The following is a 15,820-nucleotide window of genomic DNA, read 5'->3' on the forward strand; positions in this document are numbered from 1 at the left end:
TACTGTGGGCTGGTGTTAAACCCGGTGCACCTGAAGACCCTCCTTGAAGTGACGCGGCTGGGATCGTTTGCTGCCGCAGCGGCAACGCTCGGCTACACGGCCTCCGCCGTGTCCCAGCAGATGTCGGCTTTGGAGCGGGAAACGGGCACCATCCTGTTCCAGCGTTCGGCGCGCGCCGTGATTCCTACGGAAGCCGCCGTCGTCATGACGCGGCACGCCGCAAAGGTGCTCACGGATATCGAGGCACTGATGGCCGCCGCCTCCAGGACCCAGGCCACGGAAAGCCAGGAACTGCGGCTGGGGATCTTCCCCAGCCTGGCCACGTATGTCCTGCCGCGGATCCTGAAGAACCCGGCGTGGAAGAAACTTGGGATCGACCTGCGGGTGTCCGTGGCTGAACCCGGCCAAACCATCCAGGGGCTGCGTACCGGCGGCGACCTGGACCTGGCCGTGGTGTTCCAGGTGGGCCAGACCGGCTTCGCCTGGCCCAACACCATCAACAGGCAATGGATTGGCGACGACGATTTCCGGGTGGTGCTGCCTGCCGGCTGGGGTTTCCGGGCCGACGCGAAGGTCGCGGCCGACCACCTCTCGGAGATGCCGTGGATCATGCACCATCCCGGCACCAGTGACGCCATGGTGATCGAGCGGCTGTTTGCCGGCTGCAACCTGCACCCCAGGGTGGTGGCGCACAGCGACGATTTCCATGCCAGCCTGGAGATGGCCGCCGCAGGGCTGGGAGCCGCTTTGGTTCCGGAACTCGCGCTCCGGAACAAGCCGGCAGGCGTTGTGGTGCTGGACGTCCCGGAGATCCGGCTGGCCCGGAACGTGTTTGCGCTGCTGATCAATGACCGGAAGACGGCACGGGTGCAGCTTTTCGTTGACCTCCTGGCCGAAACCCTTGCCGGGATGCGCACGGCAGTGAATTAGGGCAGAACGCTGGAATGGTCTGCCCTTCGGGTCTATGTTGAGAATATGAACAAGGTAGCGAGCCAGCACTTTGGGGAGATCGAGCTCAACCACGGCATGGATCATCTCTTTGCCGCCAAACATGAGCTGCGTGGCCACCCGCTGGAACTCGACCTGAACATCAACGCCCACGACAACTTCGATGAAGCCGCGCTCCGCAAGGTCGAGTACCGGCTGCGCTTCCTGCCGGAACTGGTGGACGAGGTCCGCGAGATGATCGCTGAGGAACTTGAGCAGGAGGGCACCAGTCCGCAGGAGTATCTGCACTTCCACTGCAACGCCCTCAAGGACGAGCACCTGCACAAGGTGTTCGGTGTCCAAGACCGCAGCCAGCTCACCAACGAGGTCTTCCTCAAGGCCCTCAAACTTGGCCATGTGGGCATTTACCCCGGCCAGCCCGAGCGCTACTTTGTCCTGGATTTCACCCTGGGCGAGCACTTCACGGACGAGGTCCTGGTGGCGTCCGCCGACCAGGACGGCGTGGTGGACGACGAGATCGTCTGGGAGTCCTAGGCCGTCGACCGGTCGACAGCGCCCGGGCACCAAGGAGGGTGGGCGGCCATGGATGTGGTTGATGACAGGCGTGGCATCTGGCGGCTGGCTTCGTCGCTGCTCCTCGCCGGCGTGCTTGTTTCGATTCTCGCCGGCATCCTGCATGCTGAGTCCCACGACGCCAACGACCATGTGGCGTCCTTCACCGCCTATGCGAACAGCGGAATCTGGACCGCCGTGCACCTGGGCCAGTTCGTGGGAATGGCGCTGGTGGGGGCCGGACTTGTTACGTTGGGCACCGCGCTCGGCGTCCAGCGCCGCCCGTTGGCCTGGGCCGCACGGTTTGGTGCTCTGTCCGCCGCTGCTGCAGTTGTGCTCTACGCCGCCCTGCAGGCAGTTGACGGGGTGGCCCTGAAACAGGCGGTGGACGCGTGGGCTGCTGCCCCGGACCCGGAAAAGGCGCCCCGTTTTGCCACAGCTGAAGGCATCCGCTGGCTGGAATGGGGAATGCGCAGCTACCAGAGCATCCTGCTGGGTGCCGCCTTGGTACTGGTTGGTGTTGCTGTGGCCGCAGCCCGCCACGCCTCCCGGATTGTTGGCTACCTCATGGCGCTGTCCGGGCTGGCGTATGTGGCGCAGGGGTGGATCATCGGGGAATCCGGATTTTCGGCAGCCAATTCGTTGCCCACGCTTGTGGGCATTGTGGCCATTGTTGTGGCGGCCGTGTGGCTGGCCGTCAGCGGGTGGCGGATGACGCAGACGACGGCGGCCGGCCACCTGGGGTGACCGGCCGCGGTTGCGTCGTTTCCCGTCTTACTTGGCCGCCTCCAGCAGGCCGGCCCGGACCGTCTGCGTGGCCTTGACCAGGTTGCGCAGGGACTCTTCGGTCTCGGCGTAGCCCCGGGTCTTCAGGCCGCAGTCCGGGTTGACCCACAGCTGGCGGGACGGAACGTGCTTGACGGCGGTGGCCAGCAGCTCGGTGACTTCCTGCTCGCCCGGAACACGCGGCGAGTGGATGTCGTAGACGCCCGGGCCCACACCGCGGCCGAAGCCGTGCGACTCGAGGTCGTGGACAACCTCCATCCTGGAGCGCGCAGCCTCGATGGAGGTGACGTCCGCGTCCAGCCCGTCGATCGCGTCGATGATCACGCCGAACTCGGAGTAGCAGAGGTGGGTGTGGATCTGCGTGGAGTCGGCGGCGCCGGCGGTGGCCAGGCGGAAGGAGTCAACAGACCACTTCAAGTAATCCGCCTGGTCCGCCTTGCGCAGCGGGAGCAGTTCGCGCAGGGCGGGCTCGTCCACCTGGATGACCTTGATGCCGGCAGCTTCCAGGTCGGCGATTTCGTCACGCAGGGCCAGGCCAACCTGGTTGGCGGTCTCGCCGAGGGGCTGGTCGTCGCGGACGAAGGACCAGGCCAGGATGGTGACGGGGCCGGTGAGCATGCCCTTCATCGGCTTGCTGGTCAGGGACTGGGCGTACTTGGCCCACTCAACGGTGATGGGAGCGCTGCGGGTGACGTCGCCCCAGAGGATGGACGGACGCGTACAGCGTGAACCGTAGGACTGCACCCAGCCGTGGACGGTGACGTCGAAGCCCTCGAGGTTCTCGGCGAAGTACTGGACCATGTCGTTGCGCTCCGGTTCGCCGTGCACCAGGACGTCGTAGCCGAGCTCTTCCTGCAGCTCCACCACACGCTTGATTTCGTGCTTCATCAGCTGCGCGTACTGGTCGTCGGTGAGCTCACCCTTGTTGTTCCGGGCGCGCGCCGACCTGATGTCCGAGGTCTGGGGGAAGGAGCCGATGGTGGTGGTGGGCAGGGGCGGCAGGTGCAGTGCTTCCTCCTGCGCCGCTTCACGGACCGCATAGTCGGAGCGGGTGAAGTCGGCTGCGGTCAGTGCCTCGGTGCGGGCCCGGACGTCAGCGCGGCGGACGCCCTCTTCGGAGGCGCGGGAAGCGATCACGGCTGTTGCCTGGTCAATGGCGGCCTTGGCGGAAGCGGGGTCGGCCAGGTAGGACGCGAGGGTTTTGACCTCCACGGCCTTCTGGTCCGAGAACGCCAGCCAGCTGCGGAGCTGCTGGGAGAGCTGTGTCTCCTCCTCGACGTCATGGGGAACGTGCTGGGTGGAGGTGGACGTGGAAACGGTGACCCTGCCGGCAGCTGCCGTCAGTTCATCCAGCTTGGCAGCCGAAGCGGCGAGGTCGTTGCGCCAGATGTTGTGGCCGTCCACGACGCCGGCAACCAGGGTTTTGTTGCCCAGCGCGGCGAGTGCCGCTGCGGAGGGGACGGCGCCCTTGAAGACATCGATATGCAGGGCGTCGATGTTGGTGGCGGCGAGGGTCCCAAGCTGTCCGTCGAGGGAACCGTATGGGGTGGAGACGAGGATCTGCGGGCGGTTGGCCGCAGCGGTGAGGACCTCGTAGGCGCGGGCCACGGCTGCTTCGATTTCGACGGCCGGGGTGTCCTGGTCAACCACGAGTGCGGGCTCGTCGAGCTGGATCCAGCCGACGCCTGCTTCGGCGAGCTTTTCGAGCAGCTGCACGTAGACGGGCAGGATGTCTTCGAGGCGGGACAGCGGCGCGAAGCCGGCGGGGGCGTCGTCGGAAGCTTTGGACAGCAGCAGGTAGGTGACCGGGCCCACGATGTAGGGGCGGGTCTCGATGCCGTTGGCCAGCGCGAAGGCGAACTCGTCAACCTTGGCGGTGGACGCAAGGGTGAACTTGGTCTCCGGGCCGATCTCCGGAACCAGGTAGTGGTAGTTGGTGTCGAACCACTTGGTCATCTCCAGCGGCTGCTGTTCCTTGTTGCCGCGGGCCAGCGTGAAGTAGCCGTCGATGTCCAGCTGGCCCCCGGCGTTGAGGAGCTTGCCGAACCGGGCCGGTACCGCGCCAAGGTGCGCGGTGGTGTCCAGGACCTGGTCGTAGTAGGAGAACGTGCCCGGGACCGCGGCGGCTTCGGTGAGGCCCAGTTCCTGCAGGCGTTTGGCGATGCTGAGCTGGATGTCCTTGGCGGCGGCGTCCAGGGCGCCGGCGTCGATCCTGCCGGCCCAGTAGGCCTCAACGGCCTTCTTCAGTTCGCGGCGGCGGCCGATCCGCGGGTAGCCGAGGAGTGAAGCTGCCGGAAACGGCGTGCGGGCGGTGTTCTGTTCAGTCATGGGGTTACTCCTGATGTCGAGGGCGTGCGCGGATGAACGCAGCACGGATGAACGCGGCGTGTACGAACGCTGCGTGGGTGAAGGAAAGCTGGTGAGGTGGGCGCCGGTCAGCTGGCGAGCTGGCTGCGGGCGATCGATTCGCGGCGGGTGCCAGGACGGCTGCGCCGCGGCAGGGCCAGCTTGTCCAGCACTTCCAAGGCACTCTGGTGCTCGTTGAAGGTGTAGATGTGGATGCCGGGTGCACCCGCATCAAGGGCGGCGTTGGCCAGGTCAACGGTGGCGTCGACACCAATGTGGAGGCGTTCGAGGTCGGAGTCCGCTGCGGCCAGGCGGGCCATCAGTTCCGGGGCGGGTTCCACGCCCGTCAGCTGGCCCAGCCGGTTCAACCGGCGGAGGCTGGTCAGCGGCATGACGCCCGGGATGATCGGGATGGTCACCCCGGCACGGCGGGCCCGGGTGAGGAGGTCGGCGTACTGCCTGGTCTCGAAGAACACCTGGGTGATGGCGAAATCCGCGCCGGACCGCTGCTTGGCAAGCAGCACCTCGACGTCGTGCTCCTCGCTGGGCGACTCCGGATGCCGGGTTGGGTATGCCGCCACGCCCACTGCGATCTTTCCTGCGCACAGCAGGGCCGACCGGCGCTGCTCCACGCGGCGGATGAGTTCGATCAGGTCCTGGGCGTACCGGAGCGAACCCGTGGCCGGGGCGCTGGCGTCCTTGGGAAGGTCTCCGCGGAGGGCGAGGATGCCCCGAACCCCGGTGTCCAGCAGTTCGCCGACGATCGCGGCAAGTTCCTGCGGCGTGTTGCCCACGCAGGTGAGGTGGGCCAGCGGCCGCAGCGTGGTTTCCAGCAGGAGCCGGTTGATGAGTTCGACGGCGGTGTCCCGGTTGGATCCGCTGGCGCCGTACGTGACGGACACGTAGTCCGGTTCAGTGGCTTCCAACTCGCGGATGGTGGTCCAAAGTGTCTCCGCTGCCGCGGGAGAGCGCGGCGGGAACAGCTCATAGGAAAGCGCCACCGGAGCGGTGTCGGAGAGGTTGGGATGTGCGTCAATCAGGCTTGGTGGTGACATTTGCGTCCTTGGCTTTGGGCCATTGGGGGTTCCCTGCCACGAAACAGGACAGGAAACCGGCAATGAATTTGAGTTTGGGGAACACGGAGGGACTCCACGAGGACGCAGCCGCGACTGTTACGCCTTGAATGAAGTAGTCCGTGAGCAAATGTCAGGCCCACATGGGGGCACCCACACCCTCCGGAACGGAGGATCGCTGACACGTTACCGCGGTAACTTGTCTATGACTCTATGGGGCCGGGCGGGGCCGGGACAAGTCGGGGCCGAATTAAGACGCACTTTTACGGGCTGTTTCCTGCGGCGGCAGAATTTTCTTCGCCTTGCGGGGTTCCTACCAAGGGCGGTCCGGCGCCGTGCCAGTGCCGCTGTCCAAGTATTCTTCCCGTTCGCGCCCGCTGTTCCGCTCCCGCTGGGCCTGCCGCGAATTCTCCTGGAGCCGGTCCAGCTGGCTTTGCTGTGCAGCCGCTGACCCGTCCTGCGGGGATTCCTTCCCCGGCGCATCCTCCGGGTCCTCCGGCCGTCCGGCGGCGCCAAGCTTTCCTTCCAGCCGTTCCCGCGCTTCGGCCAACCGCCCGTCCGCTCCTGCTGCCGCGTCCGGGGACAGGCAGCCTTCCGGTGCCTGCCCGGCGGTTGCCAGTGCTTCGTTGAAAAGCGGAACGGCCGACGACGGGTCCCCGGCCTGGAGCCGCTGGTCGCCCAGGCCTTCGGTCACCAGGACAAGGTTCACCAGGACCAGGCATTCATCGCCGGCTCCGTCCGGGACCAGTCCCAGCGCCTGTTCGAACAGGGCCTTCGCCTCCCCATAGTCTCCTGCCAGCACCGCGGCGTCACCGGCAGCGAACGGCGCCTTATGCGGTTCCACCAGGTTGGCGAGGCCAAGGCCCTCTGCTGCGGCATCCACGGCGGGCGCATTCCCTGCCGCAAAACCGGTCGCGGCACGGTCCGCAAGAACATTGAGGCTCAGGAGTTTGGCGGCGACGCACAGCAGCAGCATTACGGGCACCGCCGACCAGAGGAGCAGGCGTTTCCTGCGGGCCCTGGCAGTCACCGGTCCCCTCCGCTGCGGCGCATGCGGGGCAACCCGCACAGCTGCCGGACGATGCCCACCGCCTCCGGCAGGGCCAGCAGGAAGGCGCCGGCGGCGAAGATCCAGTACAGCTCGGCTGCGGCCGCCGTCGGGCCGTCTCCATCCGCACGTTCCACCCTGCCGGGGCGTGCCTGCTGCATCATGTCCCCCACGGGATCGCCGGCGGCGCGGTGGACGTAGGGCACGCCGAGCTGGCCGGCGATGGTCCGCAGCCTCCCCTCGTCGATGACCGACAGTGCGTCTCCGCTGGTGCCGGCGCGGTTGTCCTGGACATACGTGCCGCCGTCGTCCTCCTGCCCTGAGTTGTCCTGTCCTTTGTTCTCCTGTCCGGTGATCTTCTGTCCGCTGTTCTCCTTCATCCGGCCGCCCGCCGCCGTCCCGTAGCCCAGCACCGCTCCCCCGGCCACCAGGCCGCCGTCGAATGTCATTGCCCCGGGTTCCCTGCCGCTGGTCTGTTCGCCGTCGCCCAGGTAATACACCAGCCGGGGCCGGCCCGGATGGCCGTCCCTGGCGGCGGCCAATTGCTCTGCGAGCACCTGCCTCGCCGCGGTGATGCTGCTGCCTTTGGCGTACGCAGTCACCTGGGGTTCCAGGACATCCGTGATGGTCTCGAGTGCCAGCGTATCCGTGCTGAGGGGCATGCGGACGTGGGCGGTGGTGTCGAACGTGATGACTGAAAAGCGGGCGCCGGGCAACTGCCCGGCGATGGCCATGATGTCCTTCCGGACGCCTTCCAGCCGCGGGCTGCCGTTGCCGTAGTCCTCGGCCACCATGCTGGTGGTGGTGTCCACCACGAAGAACACGTTGAGGTCGGCGGCGGCAGCCTGGACCGATCCGCCGGGCAGGCCGGGCCGCAGGGCGGCTGCCATGACCAGCAGCACCACGGCGCCCCGCCGCAGCCACCCCCTGCTGCCGCGGCGGCCCCGCTGCAGCCGCCACAGGACTGCGCACAGGGCCAGGGCGGACAACAGCCCAGCAGCCAGCGGCAGGTCAGGTACCTCCGAGAACACAGCACGCGGCGCGCCCTGGATGGCCGCCGTTTCAGTTCTCTCCACGGCGGTGACTATTCCGGCCACGGCAGCAGGGCTGTCCAGGGCGTAATACGAGCCGCCCGTGGACTCCGCTGCCGCCCGGAGCTGGGCACCGGGCTGGCCGGTCCCGCTGCCATAGTCCAGGTCCCCCGGGTTCAGCGCGTGGACGTGCACCGATCGGTCCTTGGCCAGCCGCGCCGCCTGGTCCAGGGTCATGATCGGTTCACCGGAGAGCAAGTTGTCCGTGGCCAGCACCACCGACCGCGAGCGCCGGGGAGCGTTGCTTCCCGCAGCGTCGGAGCCGGGAAAGCTGTTGATGCACGATGCCAGGCCGTCGCCTATCAGTGACGAACCCCTGCCGCTCCATGTGCCGTCGAAGAATCCGGAGCTGCCCTGCTTGCCGTCGAACGCGTCCCTCGCGAGGTGGAGCTGCTCCTGGGCGTAGTGGTAGTCGTCGGTCAGTGGAAAGACCTGGATGGCGGTGCTGTCAAAGATGGTCAGGCCGATCCGTTCACCGTCGAACTCCCGTGCCAGGCCGGCAAAGACGTCCGCCACTGCCGCGTCGGCACTGCTCATCGATCCGGAGGTGTCCAGGCAGAGCATGATGTCGCGGTTGTGCTGCTCCGGACGGAGGGTGGACACGTCAAGGGGGCGGGCCGCCGCAACCGCAGTGGAAACCAGCAGCACGCCGCAGGCGGCACCGGCCAGGACCAGCCACCGCCGGTGCCGGCGAAGGGCTGCCTGGTATTCGGGCAGCGCGGTCAGCCTGTCGGCGTGGGCAACCGGCCGCCGTCGTCCGTTGGACAACCGGTTGCTGCGCAAGGCAGCCCATACCGCCGCTCCTGCGGCAGCGGCCGCAACCGGCAGCAGCCACCAGAACATCAGCTCCACGAGCGCACCGCCGCCGAAGCTTTTGCTGCGGACACGCTCACGGACTGCAGCGGACCGGGGCCGAATTCAGCGGGGTACAGAGCTTGGACGACGTCGGCCGCCGCCGGGAGCGGGTGGCGCGCCAAATCGTGGTGCGTCATCCTGGTGGCGTCCACTCCGGTTGCATCGCGGACGAACCCGCGCAGCAGCAGGCTGAGCTGCTGGTGCGCTCCGCGTGCCTCGAGATGCCCGGCCGCCGCTGCCTCCTCCACCTCGTTGATGCGCTGAAGGTAGGCGGCTTTGAGGGCCGGCAGGTCGGTCAGGGCGGACCTGCCGGGCGCGGAGCTGCGCCGCGCTGAGCGTTCCGCCTTGCGGGTGGAGGCAAACACGTAGGCGTACCACCCGGAAACCAGTGCCAGGAGCGCTGCGCCGCACCACAGCCAGGCGGGGCTGTACTGCAGCGGGCCATAGAATCCGGGATCAGCCTGCACGCCGGTGCCTCTCCAGCAGGGCGAAGAGACCCGTGATGACGTCTCCGCTGCCTGCCACCTCCCCCTCAGTAATCCCCGCGGCCCGGAGCATGGCCCTGCGCGCCGCGTCGCGCTCTGCGGTGGCCCTGGTGTAAGCGGCCTTCACCGCGGCGGACGCAGCAGGCTGCCATGGCAGCAGGGCGGAATCGGCCACGCTGCAGTAGTCCACCTCCGCGCTTGGAACCTGACCGGTCAGGGGATATGGTGCCAGGTCTGCGTCCCTGACGGTCAGCCAGAGGATCTCGTGCTGGGCGCGCAGCCTGCGGAGGAGTTGGGCCATGGCATCGTCTGCGGCAATCTCGTCCGCGACGACGAACAGCAGGTGGCGTCCCTTGATGGTGCGCGCCGTGTACTCGAGCTGTTCCTGGATCCGGCTGGGCGCCGCGTCGAGGCTCGTGTGGGAGTCCACGTGCCCCAGCAGCCGCTCCAGGTGGGCCTCGCCGCCCTTTGCGGGCAGGGAACGCGTGGCCGTTGAATCACCGCAGACGAGCCCCACCAGGTCCCCGTGCCGGTGGGCCAGGTAGCCAAGGACCCCCAGGGCGAGCACGGCAATGTCCTTCTTCGCCTCCCCTGACCGGGCCTCCGCCGCCATGTTGCGCCCGGTATCGGTGACCAGGAGGACAGTCTGCCGGCGGACGGCGGCGTAGCGCCTGATCAGGGGTGAGCCGTGGCGCGCGGTGGCCTTCCAGTCAATGTCGCGCACTTCGTCCCCGGGCACATAGCCGCGCAGGTCATCGAAGTCCAGGCTGCGGCCCTTGAACACCGAACCGTATTCGCCGTCGAGCATGCCGCGGGCTTTGCGGTGGGCGAAGATGGCCATCTTCGATTTCACCCGCTGGAGGAGGCCGGCCATAGGGGTTCAGGGAGTCTGGACAGCGGCGACGACCGCGTCGATTACCGATTCCACCGGAACCTGTTGGGCCACCGCGTCAAAGTTCAGGATCAGGCGGTGCCGCAGCACCCGATGGGCCAGCGCCTTGACGTCCTCGGGAATGACGTGGTCGCGGCCGTTCAGCAGTGCCACGGCGCGGGCGGCCTGGCTGAAGGCGATGCTCGCACGGGGGCTGGCGCCGAACTCGATGAACCCGGCGAGCCGGGCGTCAATGTACTGGGCCGCGTTCCGTGTCACGTACACCAGGCCCACAATGTAGTTGATCACCGCCGGGTCAATGTAGATGCGCCTGGTCAGTTCCTGGATCTCCAGGATGGCATCAAGGGAAGCGGCCGCCGCCGGTTTCTGTTCCGGCGTGAAGACGCCGGCGTCGATCCGGGCGATGATCTGCGCCTCTTCCGCAGGACTGGGGTAGTCCAGGACGTCCTTGAGCATGAAGCGGTCCATCTGGGCCTCGGGCAGCTGGTATGTACCCTCGTGCTCGATGGGGTTCTGCGTTGCCAGGACCAGGAACGGCGACGGGAGGCGGTAGTCCTGGCCGCCGATGGACGTCTGGCGTTCCTGCATCGCCTCCAGCATGGCGCTTTGGGTTTTGGCGCTGGACCGGTTGATTTCATCGAGCAGGACGATGTTGGCGTGGACCGGCCCCAGCTGGGTGCGGAACGTTCCCTTGGCGGCGTCGTAGATCTGGGTTCCCACAATGTCGCTGGGCAGCAGGTCCGGGGTGCACTGGATCCGGCGGAATTCGGCGCTGACGGCTTCGGCCAGCGTTTGGGCCGCAGTGGTTTTGGCCAGTCCCGGTACGCTCTCAAGCAGGATGTGGCCGCCGGTCAGCAGGCCCACCAGCAGCGATTCCCGCAGCCGGGACTGGCCCACCACCTTGGCATCGAAACTGCGTGCGACGCCGGCGGCCACCCGCTGCGCCCTGGCCAGCTCCGCAGGCTGGATTCTTGCGGGCACGCTGGTCGAAAGCACTGGATCTCCCCCTGAAGACGGTGATGGGCGCGCGGTCCGGAAGGCCGTGTCCCGCCCGCCATCCTATCCAAGCCCGGCGCCCGGAACCCGGCAATGGGCACCCCTCCCCATGCGGGGTCTGCAGGTCTATCCTTTTGCCATGATCGAGCTTCCAGCCACCTACAAGGAATACCTCGCCGACAAGAGCCAGATGTTCATCGATACGGTCCGGCCTGTCCTGATGCAGTCTGCGGCGGAAAAGCTGCACGGTGTCCGGGTGGTGTACAACCCGGGCTCCACCGGGCACCAGGCCCACCTCGACGACACCCTGCCGTTCGGCGTGGTCTTTGAGGACATCGACTAACCCCTGACTGCGCCCGCAAGGGCCAGCGAGTTGCCGGAGCCGCGTGCCACGAAGACGTAGAGGGCCAGGACCGGGACCGAATAGAGGATCGAGAATGCGGCCAGCTGGCCGTAGGCCACTGCCCCGTGCTGGCCGAAGAAGCTGAAGATCGACACTGCCGCCGGCTGCCGGCCCTCGGACAGCAGGAGTACGAACGGAACGAAGAAGTTCCCCCAGGCCTGGATGAACACAAAGATGAACACCACACCCAGGCCCGGGCGCATGAGCGGAAGCACGATCGATCGCAGGGCGGCCAGCCTGGAGGCGCCGTCCACCCAGGCCGCCTCCTCCAGGGCCAGAGGCACGGCGTCCATGAAGTTCCTGGTCATCCAGATCGCCATCGGCAGGCTGGTGGCGGCCAGGAAAAGCACCGTGGCGGGCAGGGAATCCAGCAGGTGCAGCTGCACGAACAGTCCGTAGACCGGCACCATGATGGCGGTAACGGGAAGGCAGGTGCCAAACAGGATGCCGTACAGGAACGGCTTGTTGAACCTGGACTGGTAGCGGGAGAGCGGGTACGCCGCAAGCACGGCCGCCGCCAGGGTAACCGTTCCGGTCCCCGCGGACAGCAGCAGGCTGTTCCACAGCGGACGAAACAGCAGTTCGGGGGTCAGGACGGCAGCAAAATTGTCCAGGCCGGGCTGCTGCGGAACCCTGGTGCCGTGTCCGGCGGCCGGATCCACGGAACCGAACACCAGCCACAACAACGGCAGCAGGAAGCAGGCGCCAATCAGCACCAGGACCGCGTCCGCCCACGCGTTGCCCCGGGTACGGCCGCGCCTGGGCTGCACTCGGCGTGGACGGCTGGGGCTGGGCTGGCCGGGCTGTTGCTGCGGGAGCCGCCGTCCCGCCCATTTCGGTGCAGTCACGGCTTCTGCTCACTGAGGAGGCGGAGATAGGCTGCGCCAAACACGGCGCCGATCAGGATGAGGACGGACGCTACGGCGGTGCCGTAGCCGATGTCACCGAATTTGAAGGCTTCCTGGTAGGCCAGGACAGGCAGCGTGGTGCTGCCGTTGGCCGGTCCGCCCGCAGTCATGACCCAAATCAGGGTGAAGACAGCCAGGGTCTGCAGGGTAACCAGCATCAGGTTGGTGGCGATGCTGCCGCGGATCACCGGCAGCGTGATGAACGCCAGCCGCTGCCAGGCACCGGCCCCGTCCATGTGCGCGGCCTCGGTCAGCTCTGCCGGGACGCCGTTGAGCGCTGCCCGGTACACCAGCATGGAAAAGGCGGTCCCGCGCCACACGTTTGCCAGGATCACGGCGGCCATGGGCACGGTGTAGAGCCAGTCGGTTTCCCCCGCACCGAAGCGGCCCAGCAATTGGTTAAGCGTGCCGTCGCGGCTGAAGAAGGCATAGGCGGCGAACGCGGCCACGATTTCCGGCAGGACCCAGGCGGCAACGACGGCGGTGCCAACAGTTGCCGAGACGATCGGACGTGCGCGGCGCATGAGGACGGCGAGGGCCAGTCCCAGCACATTCTGGCCCAGGACTGCCGAGCCTGCGACAAACAGGACCGTCAGCGCCAGCGAGAGCGGGAAGACGGGGTCCTCCAGCAGCCGCTGGTAGTTCTCCAGCCCCACCCATTGGGGGTTCCTTGCGTTGCGGCCGGTCAGTCCGGCGTTGGTGAGCGAGGCGTGGAAGGCCCACAGTACCGGGCCGGCCAGGAAGACGAGCAGCAGCAGGACGGCAGGCAGGACGGGCAGGTAGCGGAGCAGCTGCCGTGTCCGGTGGTGGGCCGCCAACGCTACTTCCGGACGGTCTTGTCGCCGCCCACGATGCCGGCCACGGCTGTGTCATAGTCGGCCGCTGCCTGTTCAGGGCTCCTGCTGCCGGTGATCACGGCCTCGGTGGCTTCCTGGACGGCAGCGGAAATCCGCGGATAGTCGGAGGTGGCAGGCCGGAATTTGGTGACGGCCACCAGGCCGGACACGTCCTTCACGAACGGGTTGGCGGACTGGTAGGCGGGGTCGGCGGCCACGTCGGTCCGGACGGCGATCTGTGAGCTGGCCACCGTGAAGGCCAGCGAGTTCTTGGCATTGAGTGCCGTGGTGAGGAAGTTGAAGGCAAGGTCGGGCTGCTTGGTTTCCGCCCCGACGGCAAGAGTCCACCCGCCGGACATGCTGACCGCGCCGGGGGCGCCGCCGTTCTGCGTCGGGAACGGGGCCACGCCCATGTCCTGTTCGTAGCCCGGCCACGCGTAGCTTCCGCCGGCCTGCCAGAACGACGGCGCGTAGGAGCCTTCCACGGTTGCCCCGAGCTTTGCTTTCGGGAACCATTCACCGAACACCTTCTTCCAGATGTTCGGGTCCAGCGCCTCGGCCGGGGCCACTGCGAGGTTCTCGCCGTAAAGGGTCTTGAGGAAGGTCAGCGAGTCCTTGAAGCCGGCAGACCCAACGACCCACTTTTTCGAATCCGTGTCATAGAGGCTTGCCCCGGTTCCATAGAGGAGCTCATAGAAGCCCTGCATCACGGTCCCTTCACCTGTGCCCTTGCCGGCATACATGTTGAAGGGGATGACGTCCGGGTTGGATGCCTTGATCTTCCTTGCGGTGTCCAGGATGTCCTGCCAGCTGGACGGGCGCCACGGCAACCCAATGCCGGCGGCCGCAAAGACCTTTTTGTTGTACCAGATGGCCCTGGTGTCGGTGCCCAGCGGCACCGCGTACGTGCCGCCGTCGTCCGCTTTCCCGGCCTCCCTGGCGCCGTCGCTGAACTTGTCCCAGTCACCCCATCCGGCCAGCCGGCTGTCCAGCTTCAGGAGGTACCCGGCGTCCACGTCGGAGCGGACCTTGAAGGTGTCTTCGTAGAAGACGTCCGGAGCAGTGGCAGGCGAGCGAAGGGCCAGGGCCAGCTTTGTGCCGTAGTCGTCGTCGTTCGCCTGGATGGGCTGCAGTTCGATGGTGACGCCCTGGTGTGCGGCTTCGAACTCTTTTTTCGCATCCTGGAACATGGTGTCCAGGGTCTTGAACGAATCCGTTTTCTGGTAGGCCACCTTGATGGTCTTGTTTCCCTCGGCTGGGTTTCCGGGAGTGCAGGCCGCAAGGGCAAGGACCACGGCGGCCAGCAGGGAGACGGTTTTCGATGTCCGGCGAAGCATGCTGTTCCTCAGCTTTCCAGCAGGAGCCGTTGGGCCCGGGGCGCGAGGGTATGTTCCAGGACCAGCGAGGCGGCGCCGATGGCTCCCACGTCCTCCCCGACGCCCGTGCCAACAACCTCGATGGGGTGGATCAGCCTGACGTCGCTGTTGGCATCCAGGAGTGGCGGAATCAGCTCCAGGTAGCGCTCCGCCAGTCCGCTCCAGAAGGGGCCGCCGAAAACGACGCGTTCCACGTCGAGGGTGTTGGTGACAACGGAGACCGCCCGGGCCACCAGGACGGCGGATTTGTCCAGGATGGCAGCGGCGCGTTCGCCCCCGCCGTCGGCGAGTGCGCACAGCCGGGCGAAGCTTTGCTGGACTTCGGCGCCGCTGTTACCCGCGCGGGATCCGTCCAGGATGCCCGCTGCTTCCGCCTCCGCCACCAGGACCTGCGGGATGCAGGAGGATTTCACGCAGCCGCGCAGGCCGCAGTCGCAGGGTGGGCCGTCGGGATCGACGATGATGTGTCCTATCTCCCCGGCGTTGCCGGACGTGCCGCGGACCACTTCGTCGTTCAGGACGATGCCGCAGCCAATGCCTGTGCCCATATACATGAAGACGAAGCTGCCGGCGCCGCTGGGCCCGCCTGCCCATGTCTCCGCCACGGCGGCGCTGGTGACGTCCTTGTCAACGAGTACCGAGTAACCGGTGGCCCCGGCCAGCGCTTCGCGCAGCTCCACCCTGTCCCAGCCGGGCAGCAGTGGTGGATCCACGACCGTGCCGTTGTCCAGGTCGATGGGGCCGGGCGCAGCCACGCCCAGGCCGGCGATGCGGCTGCGGTCCACGCCGGAATCGGCGACGAGCTGGTCGATTTCCGCAGCGATGGTGCTGATCACGGCGGAGGGATCGTTTCCGCCAGGGGTTTTGATCCGCGAGTGCCGGACAACAGATCCCACCAGGTCCAGCACCACGAACGTGGTGACTGCGGGGTCCAGGTGGACACCAAGGGCGTACATGCCGCCCGGATTGAGGCGGAGGATGGTGCGCGGCTTGCCCGGGCCGGTCCCCTCCTTGCCGGCCTCGACAATCAGGTTCTGGTCCAGCAGGCGGCGCGAGATGTTCGAAATGGTCTGCGGGGACAGGCCCACGATCTGGGCCAGTTCAACGCGGCTCAGGCCACCGGACGTCCTGCGGATTGCGTCAAGGATGACGGTGAGGTTGAAATCCCCCATCCTGGGCAAGTTGGTTCCGCGTCTCGGAGAGGATTGGCGGATCTCAGACACTG

The 15,820-nt window shown here is 67.1% G+C and carries 15 protein-coding genes; 4 read left to right on the forward strand and 11 right to left on the reverse strand.

Features of this window, described 5'->3' with window-relative positions; translation table 11 throughout:
• Positions 1-12: 12 nt before the first annotated feature.
• The 3 genes from ACEN9K_RS12885 to ACEN9K_RS12895 are packed head-to-tail and all read left to right on the forward strand — an operon-like array spanning position 13 to position 2,247.
• Positions 13-930, forward strand: a complete 918-nt coding sequence (locus tag ACEN9K_RS12885) for a LysR family transcriptional regulator (protein ID WP_026265795.1) — start codon at positions 13-15, stop codon at positions 928-930.
• A gap of 45 nt (positions 931-975) precedes the next feature.
• Positions 976-1,482 carry a DUF2004 domain-containing protein gene (locus tag ACEN9K_RS12890; protein WP_018769437.1) on the forward strand — a complete coding sequence of 169 codons (507 nt, stop codon included), beginning with the start codon at positions 976-978 and terminating at the stop codon, positions 1,480-1,482.
• Positions 1,483-1,530: 48 nt separating this feature from the next.
• Positions 1,531-2,247, forward strand: a complete 717-nt coding sequence (locus tag ACEN9K_RS12895; protein WP_224083991.1) for a hypothetical protein — start codon at positions 1,531-1,533, stop codon at positions 2,245-2,247.
• A gap of 27 nt (positions 2,248-2,274) precedes the next feature.
• Here the strand turns inward: ACEN9K_RS12895 and metE are convergent, their stop codons facing one another.
• The 7 genes from metE to ACEN9K_RS12930 all read right to left on the reverse strand — a co-directional run bounded on the left by metE (position 2,275) and on the right by ACEN9K_RS12930 (position 11,072).
• On the reverse strand, positions 2,275-4,614 hold the full coding sequence (gene metE, locus ACEN9K_RS12900) for a 5-methyltetrahydropteroyltriglutamate--homocysteine S-methyltransferase (protein WP_495634507.1): 2,340 nt from the start codon (positions 4,612-4,614) through the stop codon (positions 2,275-2,277).
• A 107-nt stretch (positions 4,615-4,721) separates the two neighbouring features.
• A complete protein-coding gene (locus tag ACEN9K_RS12905; RefSeq protein ID WP_018769440.1) occupies positions 4,722-5,687 on the reverse strand; it encodes a methylenetetrahydrofolate reductase in 966 nt (321 codons plus the stop codon).
• Positions 5,688-6,018: 331 nt separating this feature from the next.
• Positions 6,019-6,735: a hypothetical protein gene (locus tag ACEN9K_RS12910; protein WP_495634508.1), complete on the reverse strand. Its 717-nt coding sequence runs from the start codon at positions 6,733-6,735 to the stop codon at positions 6,019-6,021.
• The gene (locus tag ACEN9K_RS12915; RefSeq protein WP_056390635.1) at positions 6,732-8,687 is read right to left on the reverse strand and encodes a vWA domain-containing protein; all 1,956 of its coding nucleotides are present in this window, start codon (positions 8,685-8,687) and stop codon (positions 6,732-6,734) included. Before ACEN9K_RS12915 ends, ACEN9K_RS12910 begins: the two co-directional genes overlap by 4 nt.
• A complete protein-coding gene (locus ACEN9K_RS12920) occupies positions 8,687-9,166 on the reverse strand; it encodes a hypothetical protein (RefSeq protein ID WP_056390638.1) in 480 nt (159 codons plus the stop codon). The genes ACEN9K_RS12915 and ACEN9K_RS12920 overlap by 1 nt, the downstream gene beginning before the upstream one ends.
• Positions 9,156-10,058 carry a DUF58 domain-containing protein gene (locus tag ACEN9K_RS12925; protein WP_018769444.1) on the reverse strand — a complete coding sequence of 301 codons (903 nt, stop codon included), beginning with the start codon at positions 10,056-10,058 and terminating at the stop codon, positions 9,156-9,158. The genes ACEN9K_RS12920 and ACEN9K_RS12925 overlap by 11 nt, the downstream gene beginning before the upstream one ends.
• Positions 10,059-10,064: 6 nt before the next feature.
• Positions 10,065-11,072 carry an AAA family ATPase gene (locus tag ACEN9K_RS12930; protein ID WP_018769445.1) on the reverse strand — a complete coding sequence of 336 codons (1,008 nt, stop codon included), beginning with the start codon at positions 11,070-11,072 and terminating at the stop codon, positions 10,065-10,067.
• 109 nt (positions 11,073-11,181) lie between these two features.
• On the opposite strand from ACEN9K_RS12930, the gene ACEN9K_RS12935 reads away from it, so the two are divergent.
• Positions 11,182-11,415, forward strand: a complete 234-nt coding sequence (locus tag ACEN9K_RS12935; RefSeq protein WP_018769446.1) for a hypothetical protein — start codon at positions 11,182-11,184, stop codon at positions 11,413-11,415.
• On the opposite strand, the gene ACEN9K_RS12940 is transcribed toward ACEN9K_RS12935, so the two are convergent.
• The 4 genes from ACEN9K_RS12940 to ACEN9K_RS12955 form a co-directional block, all read right to left on the reverse strand.
• Positions 11,412-12,245, reverse strand: a complete 834-nt coding sequence (locus tag ACEN9K_RS12940) for a carbohydrate ABC transporter permease (RefSeq protein WP_018769447.1) — start codon at positions 12,243-12,245, stop codon at positions 11,412-11,414. The genes ACEN9K_RS12935 and ACEN9K_RS12940 overlap by 4 nt on opposite strands.
• A gap of 74 nt (positions 12,246-12,319) precedes the next feature.
• Complete coding sequence (locus tag ACEN9K_RS12945; RefSeq protein WP_018769448.1) at positions 12,320-13,201, reverse strand: carbohydrate ABC transporter permease; 882 nt, start codon at positions 13,199-13,201, stop codon at positions 12,320-12,322.
• A 2-nt stretch (positions 13,202-13,203) separates the two neighbouring features.
• Entirely contained in the window at positions 13,204-14,556 is a 1,353-nt protein-coding gene (locus tag ACEN9K_RS12950; RefSeq protein ID WP_495634509.1) for an extracellular solute-binding protein, read from the reverse strand.
• An 8-nt stretch (positions 14,557-14,564) separates the two neighbouring features.
• The gene (locus ACEN9K_RS12955) at positions 14,565-15,767 is read right to left on the reverse strand and encodes an ROK family transcriptional regulator (RefSeq protein WP_495634510.1); all 1,203 of its coding nucleotides are present in this window, start codon (positions 15,765-15,767) and stop codon (positions 14,565-14,567) included.
• Between the last annotated feature and the right edge of the window lie 53 nt (positions 15,768-15,820).

The sequence above is a fragment of the Pseudarthrobacter sp. Pseusp20 genome, from assembly GCF_059492155.1.